The 11,591-nt window shown below is 71.6% G+C and carries 13 protein-coding genes; 4 read left to right on the plus strand and 9 right to left on the minus strand.

All coding sequences use genetic code 11. From position 1 onward, the window contains the following. Nucleotides 1-68: 68 nt before the first annotated feature. Entirely contained in the window at nucleotides 69-266 is a 198-nt protein-coding gene (locus AB0M88_RS34615) for a hypothetical protein (protein ID WP_364110009.1), read from the minus strand. A 64-nt stretch (nucleotides 267-330) separates the two neighbouring features. Here AB0M88_RS34615 and AB0M88_RS34620 point away from each other — a divergent pair, with 64 nt between their 5' ends. Continuing rightward, the gene (locus AB0M88_RS34620; protein WP_364110010.1) at nucleotides 331-930 is read left to right on the plus strand and encodes a hypothetical protein; all 600 of its coding nucleotides are present in this window, start codon (nucleotides 331-333) and stop codon (nucleotides 928-930) included. On the opposite strand, the gene AB0M88_RS34625 is transcribed toward AB0M88_RS34620, so the two are convergent. The 8 genes from AB0M88_RS34625 to AB0M88_RS34660 all read right to left on the minus strand — a co-directional run bounded on the left by AB0M88_RS34625 (nucleotide 916) and on the right by AB0M88_RS34660 (nucleotide 8,886). After that, nucleotides 916-1,902 (minus strand): glycoside hydrolase family 76 protein, encoded by a 987-nt coding sequence (locus tag AB0M88_RS34625; protein WP_364110011.1) that lies wholly within the window; start codon nucleotides 1,900-1,902, stop codon nucleotides 916-918. The two genes, AB0M88_RS34620 and AB0M88_RS34625, sit on opposite strands and share 15 nt — an antisense overlap. Before the next feature lie 230 nt (nucleotides 1,903-2,132). Continuing rightward, the gene (locus tag AB0M88_RS34630) at nucleotides 2,133-2,354 is read right to left on the minus strand and encodes a hypothetical protein (RefSeq protein ID WP_364110012.1); all 222 of its coding nucleotides are present in this window, start codon (nucleotides 2,352-2,354) and stop codon (nucleotides 2,133-2,135) included. Nucleotides 2,355-2,439: 85 nt separating this feature from the next. Beyond that, complete coding sequence (locus AB0M88_RS34635; protein WP_364110013.1) at nucleotides 2,440-3,186, minus strand: hypothetical protein; 747 nt, start codon at nucleotides 3,184-3,186, stop codon at nucleotides 2,440-2,442. Nucleotides 3,187-3,210: 24 nt separating this feature from the next. Then, on the minus strand, nucleotides 3,211-3,888 hold the full coding sequence (locus AB0M88_RS34640) for a hypothetical protein (protein ID WP_364110014.1): 678 nt from the start codon (nucleotides 3,886-3,888) through the stop codon (nucleotides 3,211-3,213). A gap of 127 nt (nucleotides 3,889-4,015) precedes the next feature. After that, nucleotides 4,016-5,365: a serine hydrolase domain-containing protein gene (locus AB0M88_RS34645; protein ID WP_364110015.1), complete on the minus strand. Its 1,350-nt coding sequence runs from the start codon at nucleotides 5,363-5,365 to the stop codon at nucleotides 4,016-4,018. Between the two features lie 667 nt (nucleotides 5,366-6,032). Beyond that, entirely contained in the window at nucleotides 6,033-6,866 is an 834-nt protein-coding gene (locus AB0M88_RS34650) for an ABC transporter permease (RefSeq protein WP_364110017.1), read from the minus strand. Then, nucleotides 6,863-7,765, minus strand: a complete 903-nt coding sequence (locus AB0M88_RS34655; protein ID WP_364110018.1) for an ABC transporter ATP-binding protein — start codon at nucleotides 7,763-7,765, stop codon at nucleotides 6,863-6,865. Before AB0M88_RS34655 ends, AB0M88_RS34650 begins: the two co-directional genes overlap by 4 nt. Continuing rightward, on the minus strand, nucleotides 7,762-8,886 hold the full coding sequence (locus AB0M88_RS34660) for a hypothetical protein (RefSeq protein ID WP_364110019.1): 1,125 nt from the start codon (nucleotides 8,884-8,886) through the stop codon (nucleotides 7,762-7,764). Before AB0M88_RS34660 ends, AB0M88_RS34655 begins: the two co-directional genes overlap by 4 nt. 42 nt (nucleotides 8,887-8,928) lie before the next feature. Here AB0M88_RS34660 and AB0M88_RS34665 point away from each other — a divergent pair, with 42 nt between their 5' ends. From AB0M88_RS34665 to AB0M88_RS34675, 3 genes are all read left to right on the plus strand, one after another. Further along, nucleotides 8,929-9,987 carry an alkaline phosphatase PhoX gene (locus AB0M88_RS34665; protein WP_364110020.1) on the plus strand — a complete coding sequence of 353 codons (1,059 nt, stop codon included), beginning with the start codon at nucleotides 8,929-8,931 and terminating at the stop codon, nucleotides 9,985-9,987. Nucleotides 9,988-10,050: 63 nt separating this feature from the next. Then, nucleotides 10,051-10,377 (plus strand): YciI family protein, encoded by a 327-nt coding sequence (locus AB0M88_RS34670; protein ID WP_364110022.1) that lies wholly within the window; start codon nucleotides 10,051-10,053, stop codon nucleotides 10,375-10,377. Then, on the plus strand, nucleotides 10,374-11,576 hold the full coding sequence (locus AB0M88_RS34675) for a DUF6596 domain-containing protein (RefSeq protein WP_364110023.1): 1,203 nt from the start codon (nucleotides 10,374-10,376) through the stop codon (nucleotides 11,574-11,576). Before AB0M88_RS34670 ends, AB0M88_RS34675 begins: the two co-directional genes overlap by 4 nt. Nucleotides 11,577-11,591: the final 15 nt, after the last annotated feature.

Below are 11,591 nucleotides of genomic sequence, written 5' to 3' on the forward strand. Positions count from 1 at the left end.
GTGGAAAATCCGGACTGACCGCGCGCCCGCCCGGGCCGGCCGGCCCGGGCGGGCCGCATCCGATCGAGCTAGGCCGCGTCGACGTCCTCGATGAAGACCCCGCCCATCGAGCCGATGTGGCTGGCCCCGAGTTCGCCGTCGTCGATGACGACGATCTTCGGCCGGGACTTCCCGAGCACCACCCGGCGCCCGCACTGATCGTCGGTGCAGACGAAGAGGACCTCGGCGGCGTTCTCGCCCTCGCAGATCATCCGGTGCACGTTCATGATCGACCCCTCTCGGCCGTCGGTCCCTCTCTCAAATGTTCCACGGGAGCGAACAATGGACGAAATGCGACAATTATCGCCGGAGACCCGGGCCGCCCTGGTCACCCTGGCCCAGGGGTCCTGCCAGTTCCCCGGCTGCCGCACCCCTATCCTGGTTTTCCTCGGCGACGACCTCGAGGTCAACGTCGAGATGGTCCGCATACGGGACACCGATCCGGCCGGCCCGCGCTACGTCGCCGGCACGACCGCGCGCCAGCGGGACTCGTTCGCCAACCTCCTGCTGCTCTGCGTCCCGCACGGCCGGATCCTCGACCGGGACGAGAAGGCGCACCCGATCGAGCTGATCGAGACCTGGCGCACCGAGGTCGGCGACGACCTCGGGCCGATCACCCCGCGGCGGCTCGGCGAGCTGCTGACGACCGCCTTCACGGCCGCCCGGGAACAGGTCGACGAGGCGCTGACCCGGTTCGCGAGGACCGAGCCCGACGCCGCCCGGCTGCTCGGCGCGGTCATGGGCGACCTTCACCGGCAGCGCGGCCGCTACGGCGCCGATCGCCGGCTCACCTCGGCCCTGACCCAGGTGCTGGACGTTCTCACCGAGCAGCCGCGGCGGGCACCCCGCCCGGAACGGGTCAACGTCGGCTGGCGGTCAGGTCGCTGCTAGGAGAGCCCCGAGGGCGGAGGCCTGGGTGCGCCAGTCGCGCACGTTCGGGTACGCGGCGGAGCCCGCCCCCGACCATCGCTCCCCGAGCCGGTTCAGGGAGTCCCGGTCGGCGTTCCACACGCTGTCCGCCTGCGTACGCGCGTACGCCCGGTAGCTCGCCTGCCCGGTCACGTCGGCCAGCTCCATCAGGTAGCGCATGAAGATGCCCTTGAACTGTTTGGCGTTGTCGTCGCAGGTGCTGGTCGTGGCGTCACACGACTCGGTGAGGAGGCCGTTGCGGGTCAGCGGGCCGGCGGTGATGGCGGCGTCGGCGAGGCGACGGGTGGTGGCCAGCACCGCGCCGTTGCCGGTGGCCCGGTAGACCTCGACGCCGGCGCCGATCGCCAGGCCCTGGTTGTAGGTGTAGACCGTGCCGCCGTTGTTGGCGCAGCCGCCCGTCAGGCCGTCGTTGACCAGGCCGGACGCGTTGATCAGGCCGCTGCCCGTGAACCAGTTCCAGCCGGTCACCGCCCGGTTGAGCCAGGTCGTGTCGCCGGCGATCCGGTTGTGCAGACTCGCCGCCAGCCGCACGTACAGGCCGATCGTGACCGCGTTCTTGTAGGTCCGCTCCCGGTCCCACCAGACGCCGCCCCCGCAGGTCGAGGTGTCCCAGAACCCGTTGACGTAGTTGGCGATCACGGTCGCCTCGCTGAGGTATTTCGGGTCGCGCGTCAGGTCGTACGCCTGCACCCAGGCCAGCCCCCACCAGGCCGCGTCGTCCACCGCCCGGCTGATGAAATCGCCCTCGATCGGATCGGTGCTCTTCTGGCCGGCCGGGAAGGCGGCCTTGTCGACCGTGAAGCTGCGGTCGACCACCCACAGGTAGTCGGTGCGGCCGCTGCGCCGCATCCACGCCATCAGGGCGGTGAGCGCGTCGGCCGAGTTCCACCAGCTGGACAGCCACCACGCGGTGTCGGGCTGGTAGGCCCACACGAGCGCGTCGGCGGCCGCCGCGGCGCGGTCGTTCGCCGGCCGCGCCCACGCCGTACAGGAACCGTTGTTGCCGGTGACCGCCCGCTCAGGAGCGCGGCGATGAGGACGAGGGCTGCCTTCATGACTAACGTATAGGCGTACGTGAATGCCTTGAGCAACGAACGTTGCCCGATCACCCTCGGGGTCGGCCCTTTGAAGACGGGGTGCCGCGGGCGGCACCCCGTCGTTGCTCAGCTGGCGTCGGCGAGCGCCGCGATCGCCGCGGCGGCCTTGAAGTACTTGTTGCGGCCCAGCTCACCGATGGTCTTGATGCCGAGCGCCTGACGGATCAGCTGTCCGCCGCTCTCGCTGACGCCGGCCAGCGCCTCCACCGGGGCGTCCGCGATCTCGGCCAGCGACTTGTCCTGCCAGCCCTTGTCGACGATCGACGTCAGATCCACGGTGCCTGCCATAGTTCCTCCTAGAAACGGCAGAAATCCACTATGGATTCCTCTTTGCCGGATGCGGAGCCTACCCGATCTTGTTGAAGGCGAGGTTTCAGGCCAGCGGCGCCAGTCCGGCGCACTCCGATCGCGGGAAAGTCGGCGCGGCCTTGAGAACGTCATCGCATCCGCCCGCCGCGGTCCGGGCGACCGTCGCCCAGCCGTCCCCCTCATAACGCAGGAAGTAGCGCCGGACGCGGGCGTTCGACTGACACCCCGGCCGGCCGCCGACCCCGCACGCGTCCGGGTCGTCGGGCACGGTCATGACCATCCAGGTGCCGTCGCAGGACTCGACGTTGCCGCGGGAGTGACGGGACACGTCCATGTGCGCCACCACGTCCTGGGCCAGGTCCGGATCGCAGTGGCCCGGGGGGACCTCGCACTTCTTGCCGCTCCCGCAGAGGGTGTAGGCGCCGTTCCTCCTCACCCACACCTGCTGGTTGATCGACAGGAGGCGGTTGCCGAGCGGCTTCTCCGCGGTGAGCACGACCTTCGCCGGCGCGAAGGACGGGCAGCCCGTCCCGGTCGTGTCCTGCACGACGGTGGCGTAGACGACCTTGCCGGTCTCCTCACGCCCGTCGATGCGCGCGTCGGCCGAGCAGCCGGACGCCCCGGTCTGCGCCGTGACGCTCACGGTCACGCTTTCGGCGCCGGGACCGGCCGAAACACCCTTCACCTGAACCGGGGCGGTGACCGGGACCGGAGGGGCATCGCTCGCCGGCTTCGGCGACGACCCGGCGCAGCCGGCCATCCCCAGCACGGCGACGGTGAGGGCACAAAGGACGGAAGGAAGGCGATTCACAGCCCGCCATCCTTCCATCGGCGCCTACTTCCCGTGGACGGTGATCGCCACCTCGGCGTCGGGATGCTGGACGCTGTGGCAGGTGTAGGCGCCCGGCTTGTCGAAGGCGAGAATCTGCGTCTCACCCTTCTCCAGCCGCGTGTTGTCGCCGTTGCCGCCCGGGTCGGGGTCGCAGAGGATGCCGTGGGCGGCCCCCGACTTGTTGACCACGGTGAAGTTGGCGGTCGCGGCGACCTCCAGCTTGGCCGGCGAGAAGGCGTACCCGTCCTTGATCGTGAGGGTCGGCTCGGGCGTGCCGCAGCCGCTGTCGCCCGACACCGTCACGTGCATCTCGGCGTCGCCGGCCGAGACCGTGAACTTCCCCGCCTTCGGAAACTGGACGACCTGCTTCTCCTTCCTGCCGAGCACGCTGGTGACCAGCCCGGCGTCCGGCGAGTCGACCAGCTTGAACGTCTTGTCCGACTTGTTGGTGACGAAGATGAAGGCGCCGCGCTGAAGCGACAGGTCCTCCGGGCTGATCGACCCGTCCGACCCGATCGTCACCTTGCTCGCCTTGGTGCAGTCCGCTCCCCCACCATCGCCGCCCGCCGCCGGCTGCCCGGTCGCCGTGCCCCCGCCGTTGCCGCTGTCGCCGCCATTTCCGGCCGCCGGGGCGGCGGCCGGGGCGGTCGGCGCGCAGGCCGTCAGCGTCAGAAATGCCATCACAAGGCCGGCTGCCTGCCGTCGCACCAGGAATCCTCCAGAGCCCGCGTCGGCCGGGGATCCCCGGCCGCAGTGCACTACGGCCCGGCCGGACGATGAGTTCAACCCGGCCCACTACTTCCGGCGGTCAGCCGGTCCGCGGGATGGCCCGGGAGTTGTACAGGTAACGGCCGTCCCGCAGGAACCTGATCAGCGGGTATATGCCCTCGTCCTTCTCCACGCCGATGAACACGCCGCCCGGGGCGTCCAGAGGCACGTACCGCATCGTGATCGGCTCGTCTTCGACCTCCCGGGATATGCCCTTCGGTATGTACGTGACCTCCAGGGCGCCGTCGGCCGGCTTCACCTCGTAGTCCGCCATGGGCGACGAGTAACGACCGGTGAGCGGCTCGGCCGGGGCCGGGCTCGCCGGGGGCACCGGGCGGGCCGGCACCTTCAGGCCGGCCGTGGCGGCCAGGACCGCGTCCAGCACCTCGTCGATCAGGGCCGGCCCGTCGCCGCCGTTCGTCATGATCGCGACCACCACGTCACGGCCCGGCACCACTCGCCAGCACGCGCGCTGGCCCGGTGTGCTGCCGTCGTGGCCCACCACCGGCACGCCGTCGACGTCGAAGAGCATCAGGCCGAGACCCCAGCCGTACGCCGCCCGGGCGCCCATGTCGGGCAGGGTGATCTGGGCTTCCCGCATCGCCGCGAACGTGCCGGACGGCAGAATCCGGGGGCCGTCCCCGGCCACCCCGTCGGCCAGGAACATGCGGCCGAACCGGACCAGTTCGCGCGCCGCCGCGCTCGGGGTGGAGCCGGCCGGGGCGTTGGACCGGGGCAGCTGCCAGCGCGGATACACCTTCTTCGCGTCGCCGATGTGGCCGGCCGCGACCCGGAACAGGACGGCCTCCTCGGCGTACAGCGCCATGTGGGTGACGCCGAGCGGCTCGATCACGTGGCGGCGGAGGGCCGACTCCCAGGTGGCGCCGCGCAGCCGCGCGGCCAGGGCACCGAGCGCCACGTAGCCCGAGTTGCAGTAGGAGAAGAGCGCGCCGGGCGGGGAGACCTGCCGCGCGTTCGCCCGCATGAACTCGACCAGCCTGCCGGCCGCGTCATCGCCCCGGCCGGTGTCTTCGAACAGGTCGCCGTCGAAGCCGCCGGTGTGCGCGAGCAGCTGCCGGACGGTCACCGCCTCGGACGCGTCCGGGTCGAGCACCCCGAACTCGGGCAGGTAGCGGCGGACGGGCTCGTCCAGGTCGACCAGGCCCTCGCCGGCCAGCTGCATGATCAGGGTCGTCGTCCAGACCTTGGTGACCGACCCGATCTGGAAGACGCTGTCGGGGGTCGCCTCGACGCCGGTGCTGAGGTTGACCACCCCGGTGGCCGCCTCGGCGAGCTCGCCGGCGGCCCCGACGGCGACCGCCACCCCGGGCACCCCGTGCCGCTCGGCGGCCTCGTCGATCCACGCCTGCAATTCGGGGAGCAGCGCCATGCCGACCACCGTACCGGTTTCGCAGCGGAGATCGCCTTTCACCTCGGGCGACTACCAGAGAGACATCGACGTCCAGGAATGCGGCTAATACGTGACCGACGGGCATGCCGAATATCGGTCAGGCGCGGCCAGCAGCCGATCGGCCCACCGTTGCCGCGTTCGCCGCGCCTCACCGGATCCTCACGTCGGGCCGTCACTCATCAATGCGGGCTGCGCCCTCAGCCAGGTATGGCGTCGAATCGGAGCCCGAATCTTCACCCTGGTGGCGACGGTCGCCGTAAGCGCCCCATTCTTTGCCGCGAGCGATGCCCGAACGGTGGTCGACTGGACGTTGATCGGCCTGCAAGTCGGCGCTGGGTTCGTCCTTTTCTGGCTCGAGATGAACAAGCCGTCACCAAAGCGGAAGGAGCGCCGACAACGGCCCTTTCCCCTCCCCGGCGGCGCAGACTCAGCTGGAATGAACTAGGCGCTCCCTGGCGGGACGTACCTGCCGACTACAGCCCCTGCTGGCAGCGTGACGGCACCTGCGACATCGTCCTGGCCGCTACCCGGACCAGCGTCGACGCCGAGGGCCGCATCATCGGGGACGTCAGCATCGATTCGATGACCAGCCAGCCGTCCTGACCATCACAGCCATCTGCGAATGGCTCTGACTCATGAAAACGCCCTAGTTCGCGACGTCCTTGGTCAGGAAGTTGGCCCACGCGGCGCCCAGCAGCACCACCAGATAGACCAGCTGAATGCCCGCGCCCCGCTCGATGTCGCGCCACAACACCGGCTCCCGGAAGAAGTCGATCCAGGCCAGCCAGTAGCGGGTCGGCAGGTAGGGCCGGATCGCCGCCGCCGCGTCCAGTGTGACCAGCACCTGGCTGGTCACCAGCACGGCCAGCGCGCCCATCGCCGCGCCCAGGGCCGAGTCGGTCACCGTGGACAGGAACAGGGCGATCGCCGCCACGCTGAGCATCGAGACGACGATGTAGGCGACCGTGCCGAGCAGCCGCAGCAGCAGCCCGAACGGCGTGATCGTCACGCCGGACAGGGAGGTCACGTCGGCCGGCAGCGCCACCCCGGCCGCGGTCGTGGTCTGGCCGAACAGCAGCGTGCCGGTGAGGTAGGCCGTCACCAGGACGGCCCCGATCGCGAACAGCACGAACGTGACCAGCGACAGCAGCTTGGCGATCAGGAGGCGGGTGCGGGAGACCGGGCGGATCAGCAGGTAGCGCAGGGTGCCCGCGGAAGCCTCGCCGGCCACCGCGTCGCCGGCCAGCACGGCCACCGAGACGGGCAGGAAGACCGGCAGGACCAGGGCCATCGCGGCGGCCGGGTAGAGGGCGCCGTTGCTCAGGACGGCGGACAGGAACGCGCCGCCCTGGCCCGGCGGGGGCGGGATCCTGGTGGTGGCCAGGAAGATGGCCACGATCAGGGGCAGGCCGCAGAGCAGGCCGGTGATCACGTAGGTGCGGGGGCGCCGGAACAGCTTGGCCAGTTCGACGCGGATCATGCGACCCGGTCCGAGCTGGTCGTGGTCGCCTCGAGTACGACGTCTTCGAGGGTGCGGCGCTGCGCCGAGATTCCGGTGACCGCGATGCCGGCCTCGACGAGCCGGGCGTTCAATGCTCCGGGGTCGTCGTGCCGCACGGTGAGTGTTTCGCCGGAGATGTCGGCGACGCGCCCGTCGAGCATCTCCACCACCCGGGACGGCGTCGGCGTGGTCAGCACGACCTGCCCGGTGAAGGCGCGCAGCTGATCCAGCTGGTCCTGCACGACGAGCCGCCCCCGGTCCATCACCCCGACCCGGGTGCACAGGGCGTCGATCTCTCCCAGCATGTGGCTCGACAGGAAGACCGTGGTGCCCTCGCTGTTCAGCGAGGCCAGCAACTCGCGGATCTCGCGGATCCCGCGCGGATCGAGGCCGTTGGTCGGCTCGTCGAGGATCAGCAGCCGCGGCTGGCGCAGCAGCGCCCCGGCGAGCCCGAGTCGCTGCCGCATTCCCAGCGAGTAGGCCTTCACCGGCCGGCGGTCGATGCCGCCGAGGCCCACCCGCTCCAGTGCCTCGCCGACCCTTCGGCGCCGATTCCGGCGCCGGCTGCCGGGTCCGGCCGCGTCGAACAGCGCCAGGTTCGTGCGCCCATTCAGGTTCCCGTACGCGCCGGGGCCCTCGACCAGCGCACCGATGTCCGGCAGGACCTCGCGTACGCGCCGGGGCACCGCACGGCCCATCACCTCGATCTCCCCGCGCGTGGCGAAGACCAGCCCGAGCAGCATCCGGACCAGCGTCGTCTTGCCCGAGCCGTTGGGGCCGAGCAGCCCGTAGCGGTCGCCCTCGCGCACGTCGAGCCCGACTTCGTCGACCGCGACCGTGTGCCCGTACCGCTTGGTCAGGTCGTGGGTGGTGATCATCGACCGCGCTCCGCCAGGCTGCCGGCGACCCGCTGCATGAGTGGCGGCCCGACCAGGCCGGCGACCAGGAACACCCGGTCGCCCGTGCGGACGGCGAGCACGCTCAGCAGCCCGGTCGCGATCAGGGACGCCTCGCTGTCTCCGGGCACGGTCACCTCCTGGCCGTACGTCTGGATCTGCTGGTACGCCTGGCCGCCGTAGCGCCCGGGCAGCGCGACGACGACGACCGACGCCAGGCCCGTCCCGTACACCGCGACCGCCGACAGGCCCGCCACCGAGTCGCGGCGCGGGAGCCCGGCCAGGCCGGCGGGCAGGAAGGCCGGCCGGCGCCGGTTGATCGCGCTGATGATGTCGGGCGCCTCGGTGACCGTGTAGCCGATGCCGGGCCGGGGCGCCGGCGGGGTCAGCACGGCCGCGTCCGGCGAGCTGAAGTGGATCTCGAGGAAGCGGGTGACGAAGACCGGGCGGGTGCCGCCCTTCGCCGTGATCTCGGCCTGCACCGGCAGCCCGTGCGCCGGGTCGGCCCAGATGTCGACGTGCGCGACCGTGGTGTCGGGGCCGGCCGGCACCAGCCGCAGGCCGGCCGCGTCGACGCCGGCGATCCGCCTGGCCGGCAGCGGCTCGACCCGGTCGGTGGCCGCGATCGACAGCACCCGGCGCGCCAGTTCGGGCGGTGTCAGGTCGGCGGCGCGGGGCAGGCGCACGCTCTGGTCGCCGACGACCCGGGTCAGCTGGTTGTCGCCGAAGTCCCAGGTGAACTGGGCGTCCGGGGTCTGGTAGAGGTCGCGTTCGGTGCCCTCGCCGAGCACGTCGACCCGCCAGCGGTCGGGCCCGGCATACCAGGTGCGCATCTCGGTGACTCCGCTGACCAGGGCCGTGACCTGGGACAGGTTGGGCAGCGAGGGGAGAGGCAGGAGACCGGAGCTCTGCGCGTACCCCTGGAAGGCCTGGCCCGCGGAGGCCGCGACGCGGGCGCGGAGCGTGCCCACATCGATGCCGGCCGCCCGGACCGGCCATCGGCCGACGGCGATCGGGATCGCCGCGAGCACGACGATCAGGCCCAGCACGAGGCCCCACCGGCGCAAACCCGGCCCGGTGACGACGGTGCGGCTGGTCCCCATAGGCCGCCAAAGCTACCTCGGGCTTGGTGGAATGTTCATCGAATGCACGCTGCGGCCAGCGCGGGTGCGGTCCAGCGTGTCCCCGAGGGCTTCTCCTACCGGACCTTCGGCGCGGCCGGGACCCGGATGAACGACGGGCTGCCGACACCCCCGGCTCACGACGGGCAGGCGGTCTTCGCCGCCGGCTCCGGGCGGGTACGCCTCGTCCGCAACCACGAACTCGACCTCGACCTCCCGGGCGTGACCCGGAAGGCGCTCGGTCCCCGTAACGCCTACGACCGGGCCGCGCCGGCCGGCTGCACGTCGTCGCTGTACGACCTGTCGTCGGGCCGCCTGCTCGAGAGCTTCCTCGTGCTCAACGGCACGCTGGACAACTGCAGCGGCGCCCACACCCCGTGGGGTTCGTGGCTGTCCTGCGAGGAGACCACCGACGGCGTCGGCGCGGGTTACGAGAAGCCGCACGGGTACGTCTTCGAGGTACCGTCGTCGAGCCGGGGCCCGGTCACCCCGGAACCGCTGAAGGCGATGGGCCGCTTCGAGCACGAGACCGCGCCGGTCGACCCGGCCACCGGCATCGTTTACATGACCGAGGACAACGGCGACCCCCACTGGGTCGACATCGACGAGCCCGACCCGTCCGACGCCGAGGACAACCCCGGTTCGGTCTACTCGCAGGGCCGGGCCGAGGGCGGCTGCCGCTTCCTCGGCCTGGAGGGCTCGGCGTGGACGGTCGGCGGCGTGACGTTCGTGGCCAGCGAGGCCGGCGATTCGCAGAAGACCCTCAACCAGCCCGACACCGTCGGCGTCTCCCCGGATGGCACGGTCTTCCTGGCCGAGGACGGCGACGGCGAGGACGCCGACGGCGGCGACAACTGGCTGCGCGTGCTGACCCCGCGGGGCGGCATCGCCAACCTGGCCCGGGTCATCGAGCCGCTCGACCTGCACTACTGGGACCCGTCGGACTTCCCCGCCCCCGGCCCGACCGGCGCCTCGGAGCTGGCCGGGGCCGCCTTCACCGCCGACGGCCGGCACCTGTTCATCAACGTCCAGTACCCGGGCGTCACGTGTGTGATCACCGGTCCCTGGCATCTCGGTGTCTGATCGCGCCCCCGTCGTTCGTAGTAGAGATGAAAGGCTGACCCCACGACGACAGGAGTGACCCCGATGGCGCAGTACCTGATGTCCGTCCTCAGCGACTCGACCGAGTTGGCGAGCGACGAGGAGGCGGCCGCGATCGACGTCTTCAACGCCCAGATGCAAGCCGACGGCCACTGGGTCTTCGCGGGCGGCCTCGCGGGACCCGGCAACTCGACCGTCGTCGACGCCCGCTCCGGGGACGCCGTCTTCACCGACGGCCCCTTCCTGGAGTCGAAGGAGTTCATCATCGGCTTCTGGATCATCGAGGCGCCGCACCTCGACGTGGCGCTGAAGCTCGCCTCCGGCGGCTCCAAGGCGTGCAACCGCCGGGTCGAGCTCCGTCCCGTCCTGTGACCGCTTTCGACGAGGCCGTCACCCGGGTCCACCACGAGGAGTGGGCCCGGGTGGTCGCGGCCCTGACCAGGCGTTTCGGCGATCTCGACATCGCGGAGGAGGCGGCCGCCGAGGCGTTCGCGGCCGCCGTCGAACGCTGGCCGGCCGACGGCCTGCCGCCGAACCCGGGCGCGTGGCTCACCACCACCGCCCAGCGCAAGGCCATCGACCGCCTCCGGCGCGAGGCCAGACGCGACGAGAAGCACCGGGAGGCGCTGATGCTCTTCGACACCCCGGAACCGCTGGGTGCCATAGACGACGACCGGCTCCGCCTGATCTTCACCTGCTGCCACCCGGCGCTCGCGATGGAGGCCCGGGTGGCGTTGACCCTGCGGATGGTCGGCGGGCTCACCGTGCCCGAGATCGCCCACACCTTCCTGGTCGAGGAGACGGCGATGGCCCGGCGCATCACTCGCGCCAAGGCGAAGATCAAGACCGCGAAGATCCCGTACGGGGTCCCGCTGCGCGACGACCTCCCGGCCCGGGTGACCGGCGTGCTGGCCGTGCTTTACCTGATCTTCAACGAGGGCTACCTGGCCTCGAACCCGGCCTCCGACGCGGTCCGCGCCGACCTGACCGCCGAGGCGATCCGCCTGACCCGGCTGGTGCGCACGCTGCTGCCGGCCGACGGCGAGGCGGCCGGGCTCCTGGCCCTGATGCTCCTGACCGAGGCCCGCCGCACCGCCCGGGTGTCGCCGACCGGTGAACTGGTCACCCTCGACGACCAGGACCGGGCGGTCTGGGACCGCGCGCTGATCGCCGAGGGCCACGCCCTGGTCCGCGCCCGCCTGGCTGCGGGCGAGCCACCGGGCCGCTACCAGATCCTGGCCGCCATCAACGCCGTCCACACCGACGTCCGCGACTGGTCCCAGGTGGTCGCCCTGTACGACCAGCTGGTCCACATCGACCCGTCCCCGATCGTCCGGCTCAACCGCGCGATAGCGGTCGCCGAACTGGACGGCCCGGAGGTCGCGCTGGCCCTGATCGACAAGCTGCCGCTGTCCGGTTACCGCGCCTACCACGCCACCCGGGCCGATCTGCTGCGCCGCCTGGACCGCCGGGCGGAGTCGCGGGCGGCCTACGACCGCGCCATCGACCTGACCGGCAACACCGCCGAGACGGCCTTTCTGATCCGCCGCCGCGACGAGCTCAGCGGGTGAGCCGGCCGGTTTCGG

This window comes from Actinoplanes sp. NPDC051411, from assembly GCF_040682075.1.
In the GTDB taxonomy this organism is placed as follows: domain Bacteria; phylum Actinomycetota; class Actinomycetes; order Mycobacteriales; family Micromonosporaceae; genus Actinoplanes.